We start from the raw sequence: 24421 nt of genomic DNA, 5'->3' as shown, positions 1-24421 counted from the left end.
TTACCCCAGTCATCGTCGAGTACACCGCTAACATGCCAGGCTGCTTAGAGCCTTAACAACAGCGTGACCAGCTGGCTCGATGAGTTGCTACTTGGCACCGTGGACGCGGTGATGGGTAAGCGGATTGGCTCCACACGGTTCGACTAAGGCATATCCCGGCTATGATTCCTGCCCGTTGGTTGTTTGCTCGCTTCCACGGCAACAGCCCATTATGGACTCGCAGCGGCTATTCCCCTTCGCATTCGAAGTCCAACGCGCCCTATCCGCATACGAGGCTTATTCGCGGGAATCGGACTCGAAATCATGGCCTCGTGCTGAACCAGGATCGGCACCCTCCTGCGGTTCGCGTTCCTCGGTGCTGCGTTCATGAACCGTCTTGCGCAGGCGTTCGACTTCCTGCGCCCGGCCTGCCCAATATTCGGGCTCTAAGCCGAAACCGCCGATTGCTTCCTCAGCCATTTGCTTGAAACTATCGCGATGGTCTTCCAAAGCGTTATTCAGATCTTCGAACTCATCGTGACTGACGCTGACATCAATATGCTTTCGAGGCATTCGAATCTTCCTAACTTGTTAGACGGGCGGAATTTTTTAGTTGTTCCGAACTTATGTGCAGGAGCGATGCAGGGCAGCGGCTACAATGTTTTACTCAGGAACTCGGTGACAGAACCTTGGATGCCTCACACGTTCTTCCAATGAGACAACCTGCAGGAAGCAACATGGTCACCTTTCAAGCGTTTCCTTCCAATGCAACCAAATACCCCACGGGCAGGAGCTGACGCTATGTGCCATGCCCCTGCCGAGAAGATGCAGTGCTCTGCGGCATCGTTGAGTCGCGCAGAGCGGAATGCCCTGGCTCATCAGTGATCTGAACACTGCGGATCATGGCATTCAAAAATTTTGCCGTGGCAAGACGCTCGCTCTCGGAAAGCGTACCGGCCGCCTCGATCATTCGCTCGTGCATCTTATGCAGCGTTCCGCGTACTTCTGTATCACTGTATTCGGTGGGCACGATGCCCACGGACCGACGATCTGCGGGATGTGCAACACGATCTGCGTAGCCATCACGGCACAATCGGTCGATCAAAGCCGAAACAGATGCATTCGAGATGCACAATTCTTCAGCGAAGTCACGCTGGCGGAGAATCTTGCCTTTGCGATGGGCTGCCAGCAGGAATCGGAGCGCAGACATGTCGGTTTCGTTCATTCCCATCGAACCGCGAGTCTGTGCTCGCATGCTCCGCTCTGCCTCACGGTACCTGCGCATGAGATTAAGCAAATCAACGGCCTGGGGCACCGAGCTGCCCTCGTCGTACCAATACCCGCTGGCTCTAAAACTGCTCATGGGAACTCCCTTCGCCCAATATCAACGCCGAGTCCGTGAACTCCAAAAGTAGGATCCACTCTTATTTGAAGTCCAGCTTGCATAATTTGAAAATATTAATGTAGCCTAGCTAATAGTTAGCCTACCTACATATATCTTACTACGAAACAGCTACGATCATCGGAGCGGAACATGAATAAGCCCCTAGCAGTTCCCTTAGAAAAAACCACGCGCGAAGCCAAGGCCTGGCAGGCGCGGATTCACAAGATCGCAGCCTTCGGTTCCCAGCAGTGCCAGAACAAGGACACTGTGCATTCAGCGATTTGCACGATCACCGGATCACCAGATCAACTGACCGTCAACTTGGCATGCACTTCGAAAAGTGAAGACAGCGTGTCTGATCTGATGCAGTACGCCAACGGCACTCTGCTGCCGCAGATGGAAAAGGACCTCGGCGTCCGGTTTGAAGTGCGGAATTTGCAGTTCGCCGTCGCCGGCAGGGAAAACCTGTTGGCATCCCCCGAACACGCAGACCCCGCTGGGCTGCCCAAGAGCTGGCTGGACCATCCATTCACCGCCGAGCAGGCCAGCGGGCCGCGAATGGCTGTGGAAGATCAACCTTCGATTTTGAGCATGGCCTAGAAGCTCCGGCCCCTAGCAAGAAGAATCCACCGTTAAAACCAGGGTCCAGTGCGAGGCCAACATAACCTCCCGGACCCTGGAAGCATCAGTATTTTCATTCATGTGCAGTGCAAGAAAGGGAAGTATCTAACATGCCAGGTCGAATCGTTCGAACACAGACAGCAATCAGAGTCGCTGATTTTCTCGCCACCCGTGAAGGCAAGGCCCACCTAGCCGATTATTGCTGGACTCCGGGAATGCCCATCGTCATGACGCAGCCAGCTGAATCCCTCAACGATGCAATGGGCATGGTCTCGATCCATGGGCGTGCGGTGCTGGTAGCGATGCTCGATCCGCAAACTGATGAGTTGCAGTTGATGCATGTCACCGTACCGCAACCCGCCCTGCAAGTGGCGAAGCCATCTTCAGATCGGCTCACCGTAGGAGAGTTCTTTGACCGCCTCGGGACGGACCTCATGATTGAGTTCCGCATGAAGTTCTGGAAGCACACGGCCGTAGCCCACAAAATTCCCGCGTGCGCTGCTATGCAATCACAGAACACCGCAACTGCACGCTATTCTCTGCCAACAAAAGGTGTCAAGCCAGCGCTGGCCACTGCGGCGTCCAACAGATAAGCACCTTGCTAGCCCCATAGCCGCGCCTGCCGCATCCCGAAGGGAGCGGTGAGCGCGGCTATTGCTTCACCGCTGAGAATCCACCCGAATTCTCGCGACTGGCCCAGAGGCATCGGACGCCATCGGGGAAGCGCGCGCCGTTGGGCAGGAAGATCAAATGAAATCACTGGTCTTGCCCACAACCCGGGTCACCCCGCCGGGATTATTCGCGAGTCGGCCGCCCCCGTGGGCGCTCTCAGCGTCCGGGCCATCGCCAACCGATGCGGTCAGCTATGTGTGTGGAACGCTCCAGGCAAAACAGTCAGGGCGGTGACCAGCGTAAACGCTGGTCACCGCCCTGTGTAGACTATCGGCTACTTATTGCCCAAGTACTTCTCGAAGCCTGCTGGAAGGTTCAGGCTTGAAGGATCAAAGTCCTGGTTGGCACCTTGGCCGAAGGAAGCTCCGGTAGGTGCTGCGGCCTTCTTGTTCTTGGCCTCCAGCTCGGCCTGCGCGGCCTTGGCCGGGTTGCCGAACTTCTGCTGCTTCTTGCCCTTGCCCTTGGCCTTCGCCTTGCGGGCAGCGCCCTTGCCGGCCCCCGGCATGCCCGGGATGCCGCCGCCGGCAGCCATCTTCTTCATCATCTTCTGCGCTTCGGCGAAACGCTCCAGCATCTGGTTCACCTCGGAGACCGAAACGCCCGAACCCTTGGCGATACGCGCGCGGCGCGAGCCGTTGATGATCTTAGGAGCCACGCGCTCGTGCTGGGTCATCGAACGGACGATGGCCTCAACGCGGTCGATCTGGCGTTCGTCGAACTGCTCGAGCTGCTGGCGGGAGATCTGCGCGCCGGGCATCATGCCCAGCAGCTTCTTCATCGAGCCCATCTTCTTGATCTGGGCCATCTGGGCCAGGAAGTCGTCCAGGGTGAAGTCTTCCTGGTCGGCGAATTTCTTCGCCATGCGCTCGGCTTCGGTCTTGTCCCAGTTCTTCTCGGCCTGCTCGATGAGCGTCATCACGTCGCCCATGTCCAGGATGCGCGAAGCCATGCGGTCCGGGTGGAAGATCTCGAAGTCGTCCAGGTTCTCGCCGGTGGAGGCGAACATCACTGGCTTGCCGGTGACCGAAGCTACCGACAGCGCCGCACCGCCACGGGCATCGCCATCAAGCTTGGAGAGCACGACGCCGGTGAAGTCCACGCCTTCATGGAAAGCCTGGGCGGTGTTGACCGCGTCCTGGCCGATCATCGCATCGATGACGAAGAGCACTTCATCCGGGTTGATGGCGGCGCGGATGTTCGCGGCCTGGGCCATCATCTCGGTGTCCACGCCCAAGCGGCCGGCGGTATCCACGATGACGATGTCATGCAGCTTGGCCTTGGCCTCGGCGACACCGTCGCGGGCTACGGTTACCGGATCCCCGGTGGGGGTGTCGAATTCCGAGGAGACGCCCGGGTGCGGTGCGTAGACCGGAACGCCGGCGCGTTCGCCGTTGATCTGCAGCTGCTTGACTGCGTTGGGACGCTGGAGGTCACAGGCCACCAGCATCGGGGTGTGCCCCTCAGCCTTCAGGTGCTTGGCCAGCTTGCCGGCCAGGGTGGTCTTGCCGGCACCCTGCAGGCCGGCGAGCATGATCACCGTTGGAGGGTTCTTGGCCAGGTTCAGGCGGCGGGTTTCGCCACCGAGGATGCCAACGAGTTCCTCGTTGACGATCTTGACGACCTGCTGGCCCGGGTTCAGCGACTCGGAAACCTCGGCGCCCAAGGCGCGTTCCTTCACCTGGGCTACGAAGCCGCGGACCACCGGTACGGCAACGTCGGCGTCAAGCAGGGCGCGACGGATCTCGCGTGCGGTACCGTCGATATCCGCTTCAGTCAGGCGGCCCTTGCCGCGCAGGTTCTTGAAGGTTGCTGTCAGGCGATCGGAAAGTGAATTGAACACGTGCCGGGCACTTCTTTCGATAGGTCTTGTGGTGCGCATCAACAGCGCACAGGACTCAACTCCTAAGAATATCAATAATCAGGCGCACGGCTAACCGTCTGCGCGCCGGATGTGGTCAAAACTTCGTGGACCGATTCACCTGAGGGCTATTATCACCGCCGGGCAATGTCGTTGCCGGGCTGAGCACGAGGTCTGTGGTCATATTGCTGTTGGGACCGCATTGCTGTCCCAACGGTTTCCAGCAGCACCGCACAATGCAAAGGAATACAGGTGGAGAAAACCGCCCTGGCCAGTACTCTTGCCCGGCGAACCGAGCTGGCCGCGGCATGGGCGCAGGACTACTTGTACGCCGGAGCCTGGCAGCTGCGCTCCATGTTGCCGGCCGCATCCGCCAAGCGCCTGCGCACTGGCGGCGTATCCCGTCTCCAACCGGTGGTGCTGATCCCCGGGATCTGGGAACCCTGGAAATTCATGTTCCCGCTGGCCGAAGTGCTGCGCCAAGCAGGGCACAGCGTGCATGTCATCCCGCAGCTGGGGTACAACCGTGGCTCGGTACCGCAGATGGCCGAGGTGGTTTCGGACTATCTTCAACAGATGCAGCTGGAAGATGCTGTGCTGGTAGCGCATAGCAAAGGCGGGCTGATCGGCAAGTACCTGATGGCCGCCTCGCTGCAGGGCTACCGGGTCAATAAAATGATTGCCATCAGCACCCCGTTCTCCGGGTCGCGCTATGCGCGCTACGCCCCCATCCGTTCCTTGCGCTCGCTATCCCCCAACGACCTGGGATTGCTCAAGCTCTCGGCTAACTTGAGCGTGAATGCGAAGATCATCTCCATCTACAGCAGCTTCGACCCGCATATCCCAGGTGGCTGCGACCTAGCCGGTGCCACCAATATCAAACTGCCCACACTGGGCCACTTCCGCCTGCTTTCCGATGTCCGCCTGCACCATGCAGTACTCAAGCATTTGGCGCCTCCGGCATCCCTGGAGCGCTGAACCGCGGAAGGTGCTGCGCGACGCCGCCCACCTGGTGCGACCGTTCAATTCTCCTGACTGCCCAGTCGGGCAGTTTCCCCGTTGCTGGGTGCAACCTGCAGATCAGCTGACGCCCATTGGCCGGTGCCTGATGGTGCCCTAGCGTTTCACTCAGCAGCACTCCAAGCGACCATGACATTAAACGAGGATGAGCCAATGCCGCGCACCAGTATTGACCAGAAGACCATGCACCGGTACCTGAGCGAACACCTGCTGGGCTCCGAATCCGGGCTGAATCATTTCAAGGCCGCCCACCATACCTGGGCGGACACTGCGTATGCCAAGCGCTTCGAATCGTTGCACCAGCAGGTCCAAGCCGACCAGGATGACCTGAAGCGGATCATGGACCAGCTGGGCTGCACCAAGCGGCCGATGTCCCGCTTGCTGGCTCCGGCGGCAAAGCTCGCCGGGCACGTCAATCCATTTAATCCGCTGCGCATGCGCAAGCTGGCCGCCGCGCAGGTGCAGCTCGATGTGCTCACCGGCCTGCTCAACGCGAAGCTGCGCATGTGGCAGACGATGCTGCTGATGCTGCCGCATGATCCGCGGCTGGACCAGGAGCTGCTACAGGATTTGTCGCATCGCGCAGAATCGCAGATCAGCCAGCTCAAGGCACTGAGCGATGAGACCTGGCCAGAGCGTTTCGCCCCGCAAGTTCACCACGGCCGGAAGGAGGGCCGCCCTTGAAGACCGGCAAGGCGAATATTGTCGGCGCCGGACCCAATGGGCTGATCGCCGCGGCAGTGCTGGCCGAACAGGGCTGGGATGTCCAGGTCTTCGAGCGCAATCCGCATCCCGGCGGAGCGGCGGCTTCTGGCAGCACCTTGGGCGAGGGCACCATCGCGGATCTGGGTGCGGCGGCCCACCCCTTCGCCTATGGCAGCCGCGCTTTCGCGCATTTCGACTTGGCTGGCCATGGGCTGGAATGGGATTTCCACGACTATCCGCTGGCCCACCCGCTTGACGACGCTGATTCGGTGTTCCTGCATCAGGATCTGGAAGCAACCATGGAGCAGTTCCCATCCGATGCGCGGGCCTGGCGGTTGCTGCATGAGCCGCTGGTGCGCAACGCACAGAAGATTCTGGATAATGCCACCAGCCCGCTGCTGGGCATCCCGCCGCATCCGATCCTGATGGCCCGGTTCGGGCTGCGCGCCTTGCCTCCGGCCAAGGTGCTGGGCGCGGCGGCTTTCAGGACTAAGCAGGCCGCGGCGCTGTTCGCCGGATCCAGTGCGCACTCCATGCTGCCGCTGTCCCATCCGTTCACCTCGGGCTTCGGCGTGCTCTTTGGAGCCTTGGGCCAGTCCTGGGGCTGGCCAGTGGCACGGGCAGGAACCGGGAGCATCATCGAGGCACTGCTGCGGGTGCTCGATGATCTGGGCGTGCAGATCCATACCGGGCACCAGATCACCAGCCTCGCCCAGCTCCCCGAGGCGCAGCTTACCTTCTTGGATCTCACCCCACGCCAGGTGCTGCAGCTCGCTGGCAACCAGCTGCCCGGAAACCTGCGCCGGCGGTTCGAGCGCTGGCGCTACGGCACCGCGGCCTACAAGGTGGACTACCTGCTCGATGGCCCAATCCCCTGGCGCGATCCGCGCACTTCGCAGGCCGGCACGGTGCATGTGATCGGTGACGCCGCGCGGCTGGCCGAGGCCGAGCACCAGGTCGGATCCGGGCGCATGCCCGATCGCCCGTTCGTGATGGTGGTCCAGCCTTCAAGCGCTGATGCTTCCCGTGCCCCGGCCGGCCAGCATGTCATCTGGTCCTATGCCCATGTGCCCCAGGGCTATGGCGGGGATGCCGGAGCGCTGATCGATGCGCAGATCGAGCGGTTCGCGCCGGGCTTCAGGGATCGGATCATGCACCGGGTGGACACCGGCCCGGCGCAGTTGCAGGCGTGGGATCCGAATCTGGTGGGCGGGGATATCGGCGGCGGTTCGCTAGCCGGCACCCAGCAGTTCTTCCGCCCCACCCCTTCGCTCAATCCCTATTCGCTGGGCGTGCCGGGACTGTACCTGTGCTCTTCCTCCACTCCTCCGGGCGGTGGAGTGCACGGCATGGCTGGCTGGAATGCGGCGCACCGTGCGCTGGACGACCTGCGCAAAAACTGATCCACTGCCTGGCTCGCCTGCGCCTTCTGTTTACCGGCCGTGGGGTCGATTTTCCAGGGATGGACGTTGGCAAATCCCGCTGCGTGCTACGAAAAGTCTCAGTTACCTGACGGATCTACTGACTAGTAGCTAATAAAGCCTGAGAATTACCTGAAAATTCGGGCGTCTTCACAACTCGTTGGCGTGCCAATGATAATTTCTTCTCAAGTCCCCACCACGTGCCGCATCGCCCATGATGCCTTCTTGGGCAACGACGAGAAGTGAGGGGATGGAGAACCGCACAGTTGAATTGAGAAGTATCGTCTAGAAGTGGAGGGTAGTTCACATGCCAGGAAGGCTAGTCAGGTCCCAGACAGCGCTACGCGTTGCAGAACTTCTGGGCTCACGCGAGGGTAGAAGGCATCTAGGCAACTACGGTTGGACCCAGGGAATGCCAGTAGTCATGACCCAGCCCTTGGAACCGCTCGACGATGTGATGGGCCTGGTTTCAGTACATAGGCGTCCAGTGCTGGTCGCAATGGTTGAAACCCAAACCGACGAGCTGAAGTTCTTGCACATATCCGAGCCTTCACCGGTGTTGGAAGTGGTTCGGCCCAGCGCACCGCGCACCAAGATCAAGGATTTGTTCGACGAAGCCGAGCAGAACGGAATGACCTCATTCCGCGTGAAGTATTGGCAGTACAGTGCGGTCGCCCACGCGGTGCCTGCATTCAACTCCGAGCTGCTCGCCGGCAAGTACGCCGCGCAGCACCCGGGCAGCAGTTCCTGATAGCAGCACCGCCACCACGGCCAGAAGCCCCCAGGGAAAACACGCGTATCCGCAGTGTTCCCTGGGGGCTTTTCCTGTGCCCCTAGGCCATCAATCCCCTGGGCTGCGCTAGCGGGCGCGCAGCATCTGGTGATCCAACCCGGCCAGGTAGTCGGCAAAACCTTCGCGCAACCGGCCGTGCAAGCGCCCCGAGGTCAGTACCTGCATCCGGGCCGTGGCCTGCACCCGGTAACCGGCGCGGCGCAAGGACGTCACCAGCGCCACGTCCTCATGGGCCGCCAGCGGCTCGAAGCCCCCGACCCCCAGATAGGCAGCGGCGCTCACCCCGAAGTTCGCCCCGTGGATGTGCCCATGCCCTTCGACCGGATGGTAGGCCTGCTGCCACAGGTTGAAAAGGTCCTCATCGAGTTCCCCGCGATCCGGCTGCACGGTTCCAACCACCGCATCTGCTCCCCTGGCGTGAAGCTCGGCAAAGCCCGCCAGCCAGTTCTCGGGGACGGAAGTATCCGCATCGGTGCTGGCCAGCCAGATGGAACCGGGATCCATCCGCTCACCCAAGCCAGCCAGCGCGTAGCGTGCGCCGGCCGCCCGGCTGGCTCCGACATTGCCGTAGCCAACCTGCTGCAAGCTGATCCGCGGGTCTTCGCTGATATGCCGGCGGGCAATCTGCGCGGTGCCATCGCTGCAGCTGTCGGCAACCACAATGGCCATCGCCTCGACCTGCGGGCAGGCACCGGCCAGATGGTCCATAGCCGCGCGCACCGAATCCAAGCAGCAGCCCAGGCGCTCTTGTTCATCATGGGCCGGGATGATCACCGCCATCCCCGCCAGGCCCCTACCCATGGGCACCAGCTGGCTTGCGTAGTATTTCGAGCAGGAAATCCGCCTCCCGATGCTCCACGATGCGCTCGAACCCCAGCCCGGAAGCCATGCGGTGCACCGCTTCACCGTCCAGCGGCCAGCCTTCGATGGGGTGAAGCCAGTGGCATAGCACCAGCTCTCCGCCGGCAGCCAGCGCATCTGCACTGTCGGCGAGCACCTGATCCAGCTCGTCCGCGGCCAGGAAATAGCCGATCTCGCTGAGTACTACCAGTTCCACGCTGCCCGGTTCCAGTTGCGGAAATTGCTCGGGCACGGTGGCCTGCAGCAAGGTGACATGATCCATTGAAGCCACCGCATCCCGGGCCTGGGCCAGTGCCGTGGCGCTGGCATCCACGGCCAGCAGCGTTGCGCACCGGCGGGCCAGTTCAGCGCTTTGCACCCCAATGGAGCATCCCAGTTCCAGGACCGCTCCGTACCTTACCCGTGGCAGCGAGGCGAGCAGGATCTGCTGCTTGCGCTGCTCGTAGCGGCTGCTGCGGTATTCCCACGGATCCTCGCGCTGAGAGTAGAGCTCATCGAAGGTGGCCGGAGCCGACGCGGCGTCCTTGTGGCCCGGCCAAGTGGCACGGAAGATCTCCGCGCCTTGGGAGAAGTGCTGCATGAACCCTGCGCCCAGCAGCACTTCATCTCCGGGCAAGTCGGATAACGGAAGGGTTTGGGAGCGGTGCGCCTCCAAAGCGCGTCCCTTGGCCTTCGCGCCGGCGGCATCCAAGGCCAGCCGGTGCCAATGCTTCCAGCCCACCTGCCTGCCCGGTTGCGCCCAGTGCCAGTACCAGATGGGGAATTCAAGGTGGCATGCACCGTGCGCGGCGGCGCAGGCTGCCGCGATCCTGCCCAGGATCTCATGGTCCGGGTGCCCATCGCCGCGATAGGTGCTGGCAATCAGGCAACCTTCGCCGGCGTGCTGCTCAAGGGCCGCGCGGATCTGCTCCTGCTGGGTTTCCAGCTGACTGTCGCCCAACCCCAGGCAGTGCAGGTGCAGCTTCCCGGCGTGCGTTCCCTGCGGCTGCAGCCTGTCCATGGCCTGAGCCAGCTCCGCCTTGCGCAGCGAGGCCAGCTGTGCGGCGGTGTGTGTCTTGGAATCCGGGTGCGATGCTTCACCGAAGCTGCAGGCGATGACGTGCACCTTTATGCCCCGTTCAAGCGCCATGCTGATCAGTCCTCCGGCTCCCAGGCTCTCGTCATCCGGGTGGGCAGCCAGCACGATCACCGATGTGGTCGCGTTGAACAGCTTTTCCGGTTCCAGTGCGGAAATCTGCTCAAGTCCTGCCTGCTGCCAGCGGGCAGCACAGGTTCCGGGCTCTCGATGCGTGAAGCTCACCATGGGCTCCTTCCTGCCGTGGCGGCGCTATCCAGGACCAGTTGGCCCAGCGCCGCGTCATCGCGGGCCGCGTGGTGCTGGCGCAAGTAGATTCCCAGATCTGCTGCGCGCCTAGCATGTTCCTCATCTGCGGTCAGCGGGCCGGGTCCGGTGGCTTGGCCGCTGAGCTGCAATATTCGCGTGCAGGCCCCGGCTACCTGTCCGCGGACCTGGTGGGCGGCGATGGCATCCAATTGACCGGCATCGGCAAGCCCGGCGGCATGTTCCAGGATCGCGGCTGCCCCGGCCAGCAGGCGCTCTGCTTCGCCAAGCCAGGCAAGGGCCAGCTGGTCGGGAGTGCGCGCTTGGGCGCTGCGCAGCAAATGGCGGTAGATTCCCACTGCTCCCCCGAACCAGCAGGCGGCCACGCCGGCCCCGCCAACTGCAAACCCGGGACGGGTCAGGTACCAGCCGGCTTCTCCGACCGGTTGGGCCGGCACAGCATCAAAGTCCACCGCGCCGCTGGGCAGCTGCGCCATGCCGCGACTGACCCAGCACCCGGTTGCCGGTTCTACCCCGGTCTGGCGCAAGGAGAGCATGAACAGCCGGTCTCCGTGCGGAGTGCCGGCGGTGACCAGGGCGTGCGAGAGCTGTGCAGCCAGCGAGCACCAGGGCTTGGTGCCGTTCAGCATCCATCCACCACCGGGAAGCCGGGCCGCTTCCAGCTTGGCTGTGGGCGACTGCGCGGCGAATACTCCCCAGGTGGTTCCGTCCTCCCAGCCAATGCCTGCTTGGCTGAGGATTCCTGCTGCATCCAGATGCGGTTCCAGCGTCCTGGCCGCGACCAAGTCGGTGGCCGCCACGGAGGCCAGCAGTTCCCAGAGCCGCCGGGTATCCCCGGCTGCCGGTGCTGGAGGTGCTCCTTGTGCGCTTTGAAGTGCGCGCAACATCGCTTCGGGGTTGCCCTGGCAGCGTACGGCGGCGGCACGCACCGCTGCTTCGCCGTTCCACCACGTTTCAGCGCTTTTGCTGCCAGATCTTTGGTTCGCAGCACTGAATGAGACCGGCTGCTGGTCCATCAGGCCTCCTTCTTTGCTCTGAACTTTCGGCCAGTCTAAGTGACAGCCATTCCACCTTCGGCCCAGCTGAATGGCTCCTGATAACCGCGGGAACATCGCGCCGGGTGCAGCTGCAATTCTTGGAAAACAGCGGGAGCAAGAGCTGCGCCTCGGCTGGAAAACTTCCAAGCGTGCGCCCTGTGGCAATCGCTTGCTTTCGCTCCCTGCCTGAACCCAGTGGCGGATGCCCGGGTAGTGCGGCTGCGCGGTGAGCCAGCGCAGAAAAATGGCGATGCGCGCAGGGCCCGCACGCACCACGCTGCGCCGCATCCATCGAATTTGCACCGTTGGGATTAAAGTGCAAAACTACACTTTATGGAAAATAGTGCAAACAAATCCGATGAGCCCACGGCAAGTACGCCGACGCTCAGCGGTCGCATGCAGAAAACCAGGCTGTCCATTACCCGCCACTGCCGTGACCTGACTGCTGAATTCGGCTTCAACGGCTTCACGATCGAGCAGGCCTGCGAACGTGTCGGGATCTCCCGCCGGACTTTCTTCAACTATTTCCCAGGCAAGCTCGATGCAGTTTTCGGACATGGCACCGAAGAACTGCCCGAGGGTGCCATCGACCGGTTCATGGCAGCCCGGCCCGAGGGAATCGAAGGAATCTCACCGACCTTGCTCGCTGATTTGGTGGCGTTGGTCCTGGAGCAGCTCAGCTTCGATGAAAAAGCCATTGTCAGCACCCATGGATTCTTCGCCGCAGCCCGGCGGGAGCCAGAGCTGCTGCAGCACATGGTGCAATCCGGGCCGAAAAAAGTCGCCGAATTCCTGGAACGCATCGCCTCGCGTGAAGGCGTGGAACCCGACCACCCGGCGTTGCCCCTGGTGATACACACCCTGCACTTTGCCACCATCCAAGCCATTGAGCGCTACGTCGAAGGATCCGGCGAATCCTCTCTGGGAGACCTCTTCCTGGAGCACATCGCCCAAGGCCAGCAGGTCTTGAGCCAGCCCCTGCGCCGCGCGTCCGAATAACCCCACACATCCCAATACATATCTTGCAAGGATTGCAATGACCACCTCTACCAGTTCCCGGAAAACCCCGGCCGATGGTCCGCTGGTGCTGACCCAGCGGCGCATCTGGATCATCTTCTCGGCCTTGATCGCAGGAATGCTGCTCTCATCGCTGGACCAGACCATCGTTTCCACAGCCATGCCCACCATCGTGGGCCAGCTCGGCGGCGTCGAGCACCAGGCCTGGATCACCACCGCCTACCTGCTGGCCACCACGATCGTGATGCCGATCTACGGCAAGTTCGGCGACGTGCTCGGACGGCGCAACCTGTTCCTGATTGCCATCGCCCTGTTCACCCTCGCCTCCGTCGGGGCTGCCTTCGCCACCAGTTTCTGGATGTTCGTGGTGTTCCGCGCCATGCAGGGCCTGGGCGGCGGCGGCCTGATGATCCTCTCGCAGGCGATCATCGCAGACATCGTCCCGGCCTCCGACCGCGGCAAGTACATGGGCCCGATGGGCGGCATCTTCGGCCTGGCCGCCGTAGGCGGACCGTTGCTGGGCGGCTACTTCGTTGACCACCTCACCTGGCAATGGGCTTTCTACATCAACATCCCCGTGGGCATCGCAGCCTTTGCCATTGCATGGTTCACCCTGACCTTGCCTTCCAAGAAGTCGCAGAGGAAAATCGACGTCTTCGGCGTGCTGCTGCTGTCGATCGCCACGACCTGCCTGATCTTCTTCACCGATTTCGGAGGCTCGGCCAACCACGGCTGGAGCGCGCTGGAGACCTGGGCCTGGGGCGCCGGCCTGGTGGTTGCGGCCATGCTGTTCGTCCTGGTTGAGGCCAAGGCCGAGGATCCAATCATTCCCCTGAGCCTGTTCAAGAACAAGGTCTTCATCAATGCCACCGCCATTGGCTTCACCCTGGGCATCGGCATGTTCTCGGCGATCGCATTCGTGCCGACATTCCTGCAAATGTCCTCGGGCACCTCGGCCGCGGTTTCCGGGCTGCTGATGCTGCCGATGATGGTCGGCATGATGGGCACGTCAATCTATTCCGGTATGGCGATTTCCAAGTCCGGCCGCTACCGCGGCTACCCGATCGCAGGCACCGCCATCACCGCGGTGGCAATGCTGGCCTTCACCACCCTGACCGCGCAGACCCCGCTGTGGCTAGTTTGCACGTACCTGTTCGTGCTGGGTGCAGGCATGGGCTTGATCATGCAGGTCGTGGTCCTGGTGGTGCAGAACGCCGTGGCACCGGAGATGGTCGGTACCGCGACTTCCACGAACAACTACTTCCGTGAAGTCGGTGCTTCGCTGGGCGTAGCCATTTTCGGAGCCATGTTCACCAATCGCCTGTCCGAAAAGCTCATGGATGTCTTCTCCGGCGCCGGAGCAAGTGCCGCCGATGCCGGCCAGGCCACGGCCACCCTTGACCCGGAAACCCTTTCCTCCCTGCCGCAAGCGCTGCAGGATGGAATTGTGGATGCCTACGCCAGTTCGCTGGCACCGGTCTTCTGGTACTTGATCCCGTTCCTGGTCGTCGCCTTCGCCTTGGCGCTGTTGCTCAAGCAGGTTCCGCTCTCCGATACCGCCGGCATGGTGGCCCGAGGCGAAGCCATCAGCGGTGCCGAGGCCGAGAAGATCGAGAAGCACCAGCGTTTGGCCGCGACGGCGCCGCAGGGCGTGCAGACCCAGCCGGAAGGCTCCCCAGTGGATGCTGGTGACGCAGTCAAGGCCGGTACTGGTGATGCGGCCAAGTAGTGCCACCGGTGTTCTCAGATAGAACTGGACCATGCGCGGCCCAAAAGCTCTTGCATAGAATGTGGCCGGATAACTGGGAGCGTTCCCTAATCCGCTTCAGCACCGCGAAGCAACCTTCTTGATGAATTGCAAAGTTGGCCGCAAGCAAACATCCAGTTGCGGATCCCCTGGTTGCAAACTGGCCTATAGTCCAAATTGTCAGTAACCAGATCCACACAGGAGGTAAGAATCATGGGTATTGGAGACAAGATCCAGAACAAGGCCCAGGAAGCATCTGGAAAGGCCAAGGAAGCCTACGGAGATGCCACCGATAATGAGAAGCTGCAGGCTGAAGGCATGAAGGACCAGGCCGCAGCCAAGGCAAAGCAGGCAGGAGAACACGTCAAGGACGCCGCCAAGGATGTCAGAGACGACCTGTCCTAAGCCCTTCAGCCAACTGCGCCCCATGGATGCAAATCCATGGGGCGCAGCTGTGTGCTAGGCACCCTGCACAAAAAAACGGCCGCTGCTCCTTCAATCAGGAGCAGCGGCCGATGCCGGTTTCCGGTGGACTACAACTCGACTGTATTCGAATCCCCTGGCTCGGCTGGCTTTCCGGTGAGCTTCTGCTTCACCCAGCCGGCCACCAGGCTCGCTGCCCCGCCGGGGTTCTCCCAGTATTCAGCGGAGTCGGCATCGATGCGCAGCAGCACTGTCTGCGCAGATTCCGGGCCTTCGCTGGCGAAGGTTTCCACTGCGGTATTCCACAGTTCCTTCTTCTTGGCAACATCCTGCACCACCTGCGCCTGCCCACTGACCGAGACCCACGCCTTGGATCCGCTGAACGCGGCATTGACCAATCCCTGGGCCCGGATTTCGTGGACAATTTCAGAATCCGCGGTGGAGAAGAACCAGAGTTCTCCCTGCTCGCTGGCTTCAATCAGTGTCAACGGGCGGCTGGCCAGCTTTCCCGCGCTGTGTGTCGAGACCATTGCAATGCGCAGGTCCTTAATGATGCCGATAACCTTGCTTGCCTCTTCGTTGGCCATATTCAGCTCCTTTGAATTGGAATTTTCCGGTCGTATCCCACGCTACCGAGGTGCCGGCCCGCGCCAAGGCGCACCCAGATGATTGCCAGCTTCGGCTGCCGCTCAGCGCTCCGGGCTCCGCCCCGGCTGCGGATCGGCTTGCTCCTCGGCCTGCAGTTCACTTGTGAAGCGCAGCGCCCGTCCGTCGCTGATGTCCTGCTCTTCTTTTTCTGCCTGCTTCACGCTGGCCTTGATATCCCGTGGCGGAAGCTGGACCGAGCGTTCGGCAGCGATTCCCGCCTGCAGCTGGCGTCCGCGTTCGGCCTCCGCGTCGAAGACCGCGCCGAACAGCAGCGAGAGGTTGGCGATCCACAGCCACAGCAACAGCACGATGACCCCGCCAATGGCGCCGTAGGTCTTGTTGTAGTTGCCGAAGTTCGAGACGTAGAAGAAGAAGCCCACGGTAGCCACCGCCAGCACCAGCAGCGCGATGGCCGATCCGAGGCTGACCCAGCGGAACTTCGGCTGCTTCACATTAGGCGCCCCGTAGTAGAGCACGGCCACCAGCACAATCGCGCACAGCACAATCACCGGCCATTTGGCGATATTCCAGATGGCCACGGCGCTTTCGCCCAGTCCCAGGACGTTCCCGATCGCCTGGGCCAGCGGGCCGGAGACGATCAGCAGCATCCCCAGCACGGATACGGCAACCAGCAGCACCAGGGTCAGCGCCAGCATCAGCGGACGCAGCTTGTAGAACGGACGGCCTTCGTAAACTTCATAGATCTGGTTCATGGCTCGCCCGAAAGCTCCGACATAGCCTGAAGCGCTCCACAGGGCGCCGAGCAAACCGGCTACCAGAGCCAGCCCTGCCGACGGGGCCGACGCCAGCTGCTCGATGGGCTGGCGCAGGGTTTCGACCACTTCCTTGCTGGCCAGTTCCTGGATCAGCGAGAGGATATTGCGGGTCATGTTTTCCGCTTGGCCGGCAACTCCCAGCAAGGAAACCACGGCCAGCAGCGCAGGGAAAATGGAGAGCATCGCAAAATACGTCAGCGATGCCGCCAGATCCGTGCATTTCTTCCGGGAGAATTCCCTGATGGATCGCCCGGCCGCGTACTTCCATGACCGCGGGTGCATGTCCGGTGGGGAATCGGGCTTGGATCGGGCATCTGGTGCCGGAGCACGCCTGGCTTTCGCAGCCGTTGCGCCCGCGCTGCCTTTTCCATCATGGCTCTCGGATTCTGAAGTCATGTGCAAATCTCCTCAACAATTACTTGTGCCAGCGGGCAGCGCCGGCGCGCAGGCGCACCAGCTGATGCACCGGCCGCGCCGCGCCCGCCTGGGTGCGCTAGTCCTTGACCGGGAAACGTTCCCACGCACGGTGGGTGGACAGCAGCTGTTGAGCGCTGTCGGCAACCCCGTCTACCTGGACCAGTTCAATGCCCGGGGCATCATCTTCCAGGCCGACTGCCTGGAGCAGGCCATCGGAGAGCCCTTCCAGGGTGATGATGGCCTTGTTGTGCCGGTAGGCCTCAGTCACCAGCAATGCCAGACGCGGGTCGAGGGGAACCCCGCCCGCGCCGGCGGCACCGGCCTTGGCATCCAAGGCAACCGAAGCATCAGGGGCCGGAGGCAGCGGGCCGATGAGCACCAGCGCATCGAATTCGATGGACCGCGCCGTCAGGTAGGTGCGGTCAATGGGCAACCCGGGAGCCACTTCGCCGCCCGAGGCCGAGACCAGCAGCGGGGACATTCCGCGTTCGGCCAGCGCTTGGGCGATTCCCGGCACGTGCTGGTGGTTGCCGGTATTGAACACCACCCCGACCTTGCGCCCGTCCACCGGCCAGGACTTCCCGATCTGCGAAAGCGCGGGACTGGCTATCGGGTCAGCCAGCTCCATGGCTGCCGGCTGAGGCAAGCCCAGTGCCTTGGCGACGCCGGCGGCCAGCTGGCTATCGATCTTGGCCAGGCATTCCACCTGGCGCTGGCGGATCACCGGATCGGTGCACTTGCCCAGCTCGAAGGAGTAGGCCTGCTGCACATGGGCGCGTTCAACGGCCGAGAGGCTGATGTAGAACAAGCGGGCTTGACTGTAATGGTCAGAGAAGCTGGCAGGCTCAGAACGCACCTTCTTGCTTTCAGGCACCGGCTGCGGGAAGTCCAGCGGAGGCTGCTGCCCGGAAACCACTTGCGACATGTAGGGGCAGCCGCCATCCAGCGAGTTGGGCTTGTACGGTGCGATGCCCTTGGGCACCCGGTGCTGGTGGAAGCCATCGCGGAACATGTCATTGACCGGGGACACCGGAGCGTTGATCGGGATCTGCGCGAAGTTGGGCCCGCCCAAGCGCGTTAGCTGGGTGTCCAGGTAGGAGAAGAGCCGCGCCTGCAGCAACGGGTCATCGCTGATATCGATGCCCGGAACCAGATGGCCGGGGTGGAAGGCCACCTGCTCGGTCTGCGCGAAGTAGTTCTCCGGGTTGCGGTCCAGCACCATCTTGCCCAGCGGCTGGACCGGGGCCAGTTCTTCTGGCACGAATTTCGTCGGATCCAGCAGGTCGATGCCTTCGAAGACCGCTGTGCCGTCATCGGGGAAGATCTGCACGCCCAGTTCCCATTCGGGGTAGGCGCCTGCGTCAATGGCTTCGGCCAGATCGCGGCGGTGGAAGTCCGGATCCGCACCGGCGGCCAGCTGGGACTCTTCCCAGGCCAGCGAGTGCACGCCGAGCTTGGGCTTCCAATGGAACTTCACCAGGGACGCTTTGCCCGCCTCGTTGACCATGCGGAAGGTGTGCACGCCAAACCCTTCCATCATGCGCAGCGAGCGGGGTATCGCGCGGTCGCTCATCTGCCACATCACGTGGGCTTGGGCAGGGGTATGCAGGGAGACGAAATCCCAGAAGGTATCGTGGGCCGATTGCGCCTGCGGGATCTCCACATCCGGGTGCGGCTTCGCGGCATGGACCAGATCCGGGAACTTGATGCCGTCCTGGATGAAGAACTCCGGGATGTTGTTGCCCACCAGGTCGAAAATGCCCTCTTCGGTATAGAACTTCGTGGCAAAGCCGCGGGTGTCGCGGGCCGTGTCCATCGAGCCGCGGGAACCGACCACGGTGGAGAACCGCACGAAGACCCGGGTCTGCTTCCCGGGCTTGAGGAAATCGGCCCGGCACAGCTCGGAGGCGTTGCCGTAGCTGATGAAGGAGCCGTGGGCACCGGCGCCGCGGGCGTGCACCACGCGCTCCGGAATCCGCTCGTGGTCGAAATGCATGATCTTCTCGCGCAGGTGGTGATCCTGCAGCAAGGTGGGCCCGCGCTCTCCGGCTTTGAGCGAATGGTCGGTATCGCTGACGGGAGCTCCCTGGTTGGTGGTCAGGAATTCGCTGTCCTGGCCGGGGCCGGACAACACCGGTTCCCCTCCCGGGCTTGCTTGCTGTTCTGGTTCGCTGGCCATGGCACTCTCCTAGCTGCTTGGGAATAATCGGCTGGTGAATGCCACGCTAGGGGCCGGTGCACCGCTGATGCCAGCGCACTAGGCGATTCCCATGATTTACACATGTGCCCGCCACCGGGCGTGAACACGCCAGGACCGCCGGTGGCTGCATGGCCCACCGGCGGTCCTGGTAGGACGTTTCAGAAACGCCCTGCCCCTCGTGCTTGTGTTGCGTTATTTTCCAGATTCCGCTCCTTACTTGGAAACCAGCTGGTATCCATTTTCGTTGTGCTCCGCCTCGTCGATCCCGGCAATTTCGATATCTGCCGCGACACGCCATGGGCTGAACTTTCCAATGACCGTGGCGATGACCCAGGTCATCACCGCGGAGAAGACCATGACCACAATCAGGGTGGCTGCCTGGGCGATCAGCTGGGCAACGCCTCCGCCGTAGAACAGTCCGCCAGCGCTCTCCTCGGTTGGCAGGGCGAAGAAGCCCAGGAACAGGGTTCCGATCAAGCCGGCGACCAGGTGCACGCCGACAACATCCAGCGAGTCGTCGTAGCCCAGCTTCCACTTCAGGTTCACTGCCCAGGCTGCACCGGCGCCAGCCAGGACGCCCAGCAGCATCGCGGCCCACGGGGCCACATCTGCACAGGAAGGAGTGATGGCGACCAGGCCGGCCACCAGACCGGAGGCGACACCCAGCGAGCTGGGGCGGGAACCGCGAAGCTTTTCAACCAGGATCCAGCCAAGGACGGCTGCACCCGGAGCTGCCAGGGTGTTGACCCAGATGAGTCCAGCCTGCTCGACGGTGGTCGCCGCACCGGCATTGAAACCGAACCAGCCGAACCACAGCAGACCGGCACCGAGCATGACCAGTGGGGTGTTGTGCGGCTGCGGACGGTCGTGGAAGTTGTGGCGCTGGCCCAGCTTCAGGGCCAGGACCAGGGCTGCGATACCTGCGTTGGTGTGGACCACTGCGCCGCCGGCGAAGTCAATGGCTTCGCCGAAGATGCTGCCCAGGAATCCGTCTGCTGAGAGCAAGCCTCCACCCCAGACCCAGAAGGCCACCGGTGCGTACACCAGGGTGACCCACAGCGGGACGAAGAACAGCCATGGCGCAAAGCGGGCACGGTCGGCGATGGCTCCGGAGATGATGGCTACCGAGATCATGGCGAAGGTACCGGCGAATCCGGCGGCGAGCAATTCGGACTGCTCGGTGTTGTGCATGGCGAAGTCGCTGATTGGATTGCCGACGATTCCGGCGATGGCTGGTTCCCCGGCGGAGAACGAGTAGCCCCAGAGCACCCAGACCACCGCGGTGATCGCCGCGGCCGAGAAGCTCATCAGCATCATGTTCACTACGCCGGTGGCGCGAGTCATGCCGCCGTAGAAAAGCCCCAGTGCTGGCGTCATCAGCAGTACGAGTGCGGCGGCTATCAGGATCCATAAATTGGCTACATCCAATTCCATCTGGACCACATCCCCTCAAGGTGTTCGGTGTATCGGTGTTGTTATGACTATTCAACGCCGCAGATGTTTCCGGACACTGGCTGCTTCGTTTCGGCTGTGTATCAAGATGACTCGCGGGGTAACGGTTGCTTCTCGTTAATGTTTCGCGATCGTTTCAAAGAATTCACTGCGCTATCTGTGCCACAGGAATCAAGCGGCCCCGCAGCGCCATCAGCGCAAGATGCCAGCGGAGTTGCGGGGCGGACATGCTGGCTTTTGCCGGGATTCCTCCAGATCAAGGTGCCGCTGAACTTGCTGGCATTCAGGGACGCTGTAGCTTCGCTTGGCATACTGGGGCCATGGACCGTTCTTTTTTCCTGCCTGATGCCGTAGATGTCGCCCCGCAACTGCTCGGGGCCATTCTGGAAGTGGATTCTCCCGAAGGTGCGGTGGGCGTGCGGATCACGGAAACCGAAGCGTATATGGGCGTGGGGACTGCCGGCCGGTATGACCCGGGCAGCCACTCCAAGGACCGGAAGACCCAGCGCAATGCATCGATGTTCCTGGAAGCAGGCCATGCGTACGTGTACTTCAGCTACGGCATGCACTTTGCCTTGAATCTGGTGTGCTCGCCGGCTGACACGGCTTCCGGGGTGCTGGTGCGCGCCGGTCAGGTGGTCGACGGCGTTGCGCTGGCCGCTGCGCGTCGCCACGCCAAACGCCCGCAGCAGGAAGGCGCCAGCCCGCTCAAGGAGCCGCAGCTGGCCCGGGGTCCAGGCAACCTGGCTACGGCGCTGGGCATCACCCGCGAGGCCCATGACGGGCGGGATCTTTTCGCTGCGCCGTTCCGGATCTTCCGGCCGGAACAGCCGGCGCAGGACATCATGGCGGGCCCGCGCGTGGGCGTGGCCGGGGTTGCGGGCGGCCCGGAATTTCCTTGGCGCTTCTGGCTGCCCGGAGAGCCGAGCGTCTCGGCCTTCCGTCCCGGACGCAACGCACCGCGCTAGAACGGCAAAGCGAGGCTTTGGCGATCATTCACCGGGGGGCTGGTGTTCATGCGGCCGAAACAGCATCCGCGAGTCCCGCGCCTTCCCAGCCGTGCATCCAGCGAGAATGATCATTCAGGAGGAAACCAGCAAGCCTGCGAGCGCATGAAATATCAACTCAGATAGATCAGCTGGACAAGCGGTGCCCCAGCAGTGCTGCGGCACCACGCTATCTATTGCGATGGCTCTCAGATCTACGTGCGGCGCCGGAGAATCATGAGCACAAACTGCAAACGCGTTCTCTTCTACCGGATTCTTTCTATTGGAAGAGCGTTTGCACTGACCAAGAAAATCCTCAGTTACAAGGATCTTCAGCAAGCAACGTGCTGCCTCTGCCGCGCGGTGCGGGAAACACCGGTTAAACAGCGAACTCCCGGCCATGGGATTCATGACAGGGAGTTCACCGGTAGCAGGCGCTACGCTTAGCCTTCGAGCAATGCGTCTACGAAATCTTCTGCATTGAACGGTGCCAGATCATCTGGGCCTTCACCCAGACCAACAAGCTTCACCGGAACGCCGAGCTGGCGCTGGATCGCCACAACGATCCCGCCCTTGGCGGTGCCGTCCAGCTTGGTCAAGACGATTCCGGAAACGTTGACAACTTCCGAGAAGACCTTGGCCTGCTGCAAACCGTTCTGACCGGTGGTTGCATCCAAGACCAGCAGGACCTCATCAATGGCAGCCTTCTTCTCCACCACGCGCTTGATCTTGCCCAGCTCATCCATCAAGCCGACCTTGTTCTGCAGGCGTCCCGCGGTGTCAATCATGACGATGTCGACTTCTTGGTCAATACCGGCAGATACGGCTTCGAAAGCTACAGATGCTGGGTCTGCACCGTCAATGTCTGAACGTACGGTAGGCACGCCCACGCGGTCTCCCCAGGTGGCCAGCTGTTCAGCTGCAGCGGCACGGAATGTATCAGCAGCGCCAAGGAGCACGTCCTTGTCTTCTGCTACCAATACACGAGCCAGCTTGCCGATGGTGGTGGTCTTGCCTACACCGTTGACGCCTACCACCATGATGATGCTTGGGCGGTCCGGGTGGGGTGCTGGCAGGTAGCTGCGGTCCATGGTTGGATCCACGAGCTTGAGCAGTTCTTCACGCAGCATGGCCTTGACGCGTGCTGGGTCGGTGCTGCCTTCAATTTTCACGCGTTCACGCAGTGCGTCAACAAGTTCCAAGGCAGGTTCGGTGCCCAGATCTGCCATCAGCAGATTCTCTTCGATTTCTTCCCAGACATCCTCGTCAATCGAGTCCTGGGAGAGCAGGGCCAGCAGGCCCTTGGAGAACATGTTGTTGGACTTGGTCAGGCGTGCGCGCAGGCGAGCCAGGCGGCTCTGAACAGGTTCAGGTACATCGAGTTGCGGGGCAGCCGGTGCGACAGGCTCTTCGACCGCTACGGCTACATCGGTGGCGCCGGCCTCCGATGCTGCGGCATCAGTATCGCCCTCAGCGCTCTGGCCAGTTGGCAGGTCATCTAAGTCCCGCTCTGAGGTGTACGGAGTCTTTGGCTTGCGGCCCTTGGCGACGAAGGCAATGATGCCAATAGCCACAATGAGGACAGCCGCGACAGCGATGATAATTGTAATAAGCAAATCAGTCACGCTTTAAATCGTCTCATACCTGCACGCGTTTAGGGTTTATGTGGCAGGTAGAACTAGCGGGAACAGTATTTGATTCAGGGATAGACTGCTAGGTGGGCATTCTGGCCCATAACCTGTTGCAGAAAGGCTGAGGGTTACTGCGCAGCGATAGCAGAACCATCACTTATATAGATATGTCATTGACACCTACCCGCAAAGCTAAGCCACCGATCCCCCAAGAGATTCGAGTGCTGCTTGTTGCGGCATTCATTATCGCGCTTGGCTTCGGGTTGATTGCCCCGATCTTGCCGCAGTACGCGGTGAGCTTCAACGTGGGCAATGCTGCAGCGACAATCATTGTCAGTATCTTTGCCTTTACCCGCCTGATCTTTGCGCCCGTTGCGGGAGTGCTTGTTGGGAAACTCGGCGAACCAAAGATCTATGTCACCGGTGTGCTTTTGGTGGCCGTCTCCACCTTGCTCTGTGCGGTAGTACAGGATTACACGCAATTATTGATTGCCCGTGGCCTTGGTGGCTTTGGTTCCACCATGTTCACCATTTCGGCTATGGCACTCATTGCCCGGTTGGCTCCGGATAAGTCACGCGGACGTATCTCTGGCCTCTATGCAGGCTCATTCTTGCTAGGCAACGTCTTTGGCCCAGTATTGGGTACCTTGTTGGCACCTTTGGGAATGCGTATCCCTTTCCTCATTTATGGCACGGCGTTGGTCATTGCAGCCGGCGTGGTCTACATGGCACTGGGAAGACGCCGTGACCTGGATTCGGACGCTGCTAATCCACGAACCAAACATTCTGACATTGAGGTAGTCACCACCCGTGAGGCGCTAGCCTCCCCCGCGTACCGTGCTGCGTTATTCTCTGGATTCAGCTACGGCTGGTTAGCCTTTGGTGTCCGTAATAGCATGATCCCGCTCTTTGCCCTGGCAGTCTTTGGCCAATCCATGGGCGCGACTGCAGCCGGCATTTCGATGACTGCCTTTGCCATTGGCAACGGTTGCGCTTTGGTGTTCTCCGGACGTTTGACGGACAGTATCGGACGCAAGCTTCCGGTGATCGTAGGCATGAGCGTCTTGCTGCTATCCATTGGCGCTATGGGATATTCGACTTCCTTAGTCGGATTCGTGGTTTTCTCAGTCTTGGCAGGTTTGGGTGGCGGGCTACTTGGACCAGCACAGCAGGCAACCGTTGCTGACGTCATTGGCTCAGGCCGTAACGGCGGCAAGGCACTTGCCGGGTTCCAAATGTGCACCGACCTTGGGTCCATCATTGGTCCACTATTTGCAGGCGCGATGGCTGACCTCATTAGTTTCCAGCTAGCCTTCAACATTTCTGCAATTGTTGGTTTGGTAGGCGTTATCGCCTGGCTGCTGGTTCCTAAGACCATCAAACCAGTCACCGTGAATGACTAACGAGCAGAAAAATGAAATATCCCAGCAG

22 protein-coding genes are annotated in these 24421 nt (G+C 61.5%); 11 read left to right on the top strand and 11 right to left on the bottom strand.

Annotated elements, in window-relative coordinates; translation table 11 throughout:
• Nucleotides 1-276: 276 nt before the first annotated feature.
• Nucleotides 277-552, bottom strand: a complete 276-nt coding sequence (locus AARI_RS08190; RefSeq protein WP_013348842.1) for a BAR domain-containing protein — start codon at nt 550-552, stop codon at nt 277-279.
• Nucleotides 553-778: 226 nt separating this feature from the next.
• A complete protein-coding gene (locus AARI_RS08185) occupies nt 779-1342 on the bottom strand; it encodes a MarR family winged helix-turn-helix transcriptional regulator (RefSeq protein ID WP_013348841.1) in 564 nt (187 codons plus the stop codon).
• Nucleotides 1343-1513: 171 nt separating this feature from the next.
• Between AARI_RS08185 and AARI_RS08180 the strand changes: the two genes are divergently transcribed.
• Both AARI_RS08180 and AARI_RS08175 read left to right on the top strand, forming a co-directional pair.
• Entirely contained in the window at nt 1514-1963 is a 450-nt protein-coding gene (locus tag AARI_RS08180) for a hypothetical protein (RefSeq protein WP_013348840.1), read from the top strand.
• Between the two features lie 236 nt (nt 1964-2199).
• On the top strand, nt 2200-2577 hold the full coding sequence (locus AARI_RS08175) for a hypothetical protein (protein ID WP_193760142.1): 378 nt from the start codon (nt 2200-2202) through the stop codon (nt 2575-2577).
• Between the two features lie 353 nt (nt 2578-2930).
• On the opposite strand, the gene ffh is transcribed toward AARI_RS08175, so the two are convergent.
• The gene (gene ffh / locus AARI_RS08170; protein ID WP_013348838.1) at nt 2931-4496 is read right to left on the bottom strand and encodes a signal recognition particle protein; all 1566 of its coding nucleotides are present in this window, start codon (nt 4494-4496) and stop codon (nt 2931-2933) included.
• Nucleotides 4497-4766: 270 nt separating this feature from the next.
• Here ffh and AARI_RS08165 point away from each other — a divergent pair, with 270 nt between their 5' ends.
• The 4 genes from AARI_RS08165 (at nt 4767) to AARI_RS08150 (ending at nt 8411) form a co-directional block, all read left to right on the top strand.
• Nucleotides 4767-5492: an esterase/lipase family protein gene (locus tag AARI_RS08165; protein WP_013348837.1), complete on the top strand. Its 726-nt coding sequence runs from the start codon at nt 4767-4769 to the stop codon at nt 5490-5492.
• Between the two features lie 195 nt (nt 5493-5687).
• Complete coding sequence (locus tag AARI_RS08160; protein ID WP_013348836.1) at nt 5688-6218, top strand: hypothetical protein; 531 nt, start codon at nt 5688-5690, stop codon at nt 6216-6218.
• Nucleotides 6215-7642, top strand: coding sequence for a phytoene desaturase family protein (locus AARI_RS08155; RefSeq protein WP_013348835.1), 1428 nt, complete (start codon nt 6215-6217; stop codon nt 7640-7642). The genes AARI_RS08160 and AARI_RS08155 overlap by 4 nt, the downstream gene beginning before the upstream one ends.
• 442 nt (nt 7643-8084) lie before the next feature.
• A complete protein-coding gene (locus tag AARI_RS08150; RefSeq protein ID WP_231849461.1) occupies nt 8085-8411 on the top strand; it encodes a hypothetical protein in 327 nt (108 codons plus the stop codon).
• Nucleotides 8412-8519: 108 nt separating this feature from the next.
• Here AARI_RS08150 and AARI_RS08145 read toward each other — a convergent pair whose 3' ends face one another.
• The 3 genes from AARI_RS08145 to AARI_RS08135 are packed head-to-tail and all read right to left on the bottom strand — an operon-like array spanning nt 8520 to nt 11672.
• Nucleotides 8520-9254 (bottom strand): glycosyltransferase, encoded by a 735-nt coding sequence (locus AARI_RS08145; RefSeq protein WP_013348833.1) that lies wholly within the window; start codon nt 9252-9254, stop codon nt 8520-8522.
• Nucleotides 9247-10617, bottom strand: a complete 1371-nt coding sequence (locus tag AARI_RS08140; protein WP_041648703.1) for a bifunctional PIG-L family deacetylase/class I SAM-dependent methyltransferase — start codon at nt 10615-10617, stop codon at nt 9247-9249. Before AARI_RS08140 ends, AARI_RS08145 begins: the two co-directional genes overlap by 8 nt.
• Nucleotides 10611-11672, bottom strand: a complete 1062-nt coding sequence (locus AARI_RS08135) for an acyl-CoA dehydrogenase family protein (protein ID WP_013348831.1) — start codon at nt 11670-11672, stop codon at nt 10611-10613. Before AARI_RS08135 ends, AARI_RS08140 begins: the two co-directional genes overlap by 7 nt.
• Nucleotides 11673-12026: 354 nt before the next feature.
• On the opposite strand from AARI_RS08135, the gene AARI_RS08130 reads away from it, so the two are divergent.
• The 3 genes from AARI_RS08130 to AARI_RS08120 all read left to right on the top strand — a co-directional run bounded on the left by AARI_RS08130 (nt 12027) and on the right by AARI_RS08120 (nt 14862).
• On the top strand, nt 12027-12692 hold the full coding sequence (locus AARI_RS08130; RefSeq protein WP_013348830.1) for a TetR/AcrR family transcriptional regulator: 666 nt from the start codon (nt 12027-12029) through the stop codon (nt 12690-12692).
• Nucleotides 12693-12729: 37 nt separating this feature from the next.
• Nucleotides 12730-14439 carry an MDR family MFS transporter gene (locus tag AARI_RS08125; RefSeq protein WP_013348829.1) on the top strand — a complete coding sequence of 570 codons (1710 nt, stop codon included), beginning with the start codon at nt 12730-12732 and terminating at the stop codon, nt 14437-14439.
• Between the two features lie 231 nt (nt 14440-14670).
• Nucleotides 14671-14862, top strand: coding sequence for a CsbD family protein (locus AARI_RS08120; protein WP_013348828.1), 192 nt, complete (start codon nt 14671-14673; stop codon nt 14860-14862).
• Between the two features lie 128 nt (nt 14863-14990).
• On the opposite strand, the gene AARI_RS08115 is transcribed toward AARI_RS08120, so the two are convergent.
• From AARI_RS08115 to AARI_RS08100, 4 genes are all read right to left on the bottom strand, one after another.
• Entirely contained in the window at nt 14991-15467 is a 477-nt protein-coding gene (locus AARI_RS08115; RefSeq protein WP_013348827.1) for a pyridoxamine 5'-phosphate oxidase family protein, read from the bottom strand.
• A 102-nt stretch (nt 15468-15569) separates the two neighbouring features.
• Nucleotides 15570-16700, bottom strand: a complete 1131-nt coding sequence (locus tag AARI_RS08110; RefSeq protein WP_013348826.1) for a YihY/virulence factor BrkB family protein — start codon at nt 16698-16700, stop codon at nt 15570-15572.
• A 97-nt stretch (nt 16701-16797) separates the two neighbouring features.
• Complete coding sequence (locus tag AARI_RS08105) at nt 16798-18900, bottom strand: catalase (RefSeq protein ID WP_013348825.1); 2103 nt, start codon at nt 18898-18900, stop codon at nt 16798-16800.
• Nucleotides 18901-19134: 234 nt separating this feature from the next.
• Nucleotides 19135-20355 carry an ammonium transporter gene (locus AARI_RS08100; RefSeq protein ID WP_013348824.1) on the bottom strand — a complete coding sequence of 407 codons (1221 nt, stop codon included), beginning with the start codon at nt 20353-20355 and terminating at the stop codon, nt 19135-19137.
• Nucleotides 20356-20693: 338 nt separating this feature from the next.
• Between AARI_RS08100 and AARI_RS08095 the strand changes: the two genes are divergently transcribed.
• Nucleotides 20694-21341: a DNA-3-methyladenine glycosylase gene (locus AARI_RS08095; protein ID WP_013348823.1), complete on the top strand. Its 648-nt coding sequence runs from the start codon at nt 20694-20696 to the stop codon at nt 21339-21341.
• 461 nt (nt 21342-21802) lie between these two features.
• On the opposite strand, the gene ftsY is transcribed toward AARI_RS08095, so the two are convergent.
• Nucleotides 21803-22984, bottom strand: coding sequence for a signal recognition particle-docking protein FtsY (gene ftsY / locus AARI_RS08090; protein ID WP_013348822.1), 1182 nt, complete (start codon nt 22982-22984; stop codon nt 21803-21805).
• 173 nt (nt 22985-23157) lie between these two features.
• Here ftsY and AARI_RS08085 point away from each other — a divergent pair, with 173 nt between their 5' ends.
• Nucleotides 23158-24393: an MFS transporter gene (locus tag AARI_RS08085; protein WP_041648701.1), complete on the top strand. Its 1236-nt coding sequence runs from the start codon at nt 23158-23160 to the stop codon at nt 24391-24393.
• Nucleotides 24394-24421: the final 28 nt, after the last annotated feature.

It is taken from the genome of Glutamicibacter arilaitensis Re117, from assembly GCF_000197735.1.
Classification (GTDB): domain Bacteria; phylum Actinomycetota; class Actinomycetes; order Actinomycetales; family Micrococcaceae; genus Glutamicibacter; species Glutamicibacter arilaitensis.
Note: the sequence above shows the minus strand (reverse complement) of the source record. Positions and strands in the feature narration are given on the sequence as shown.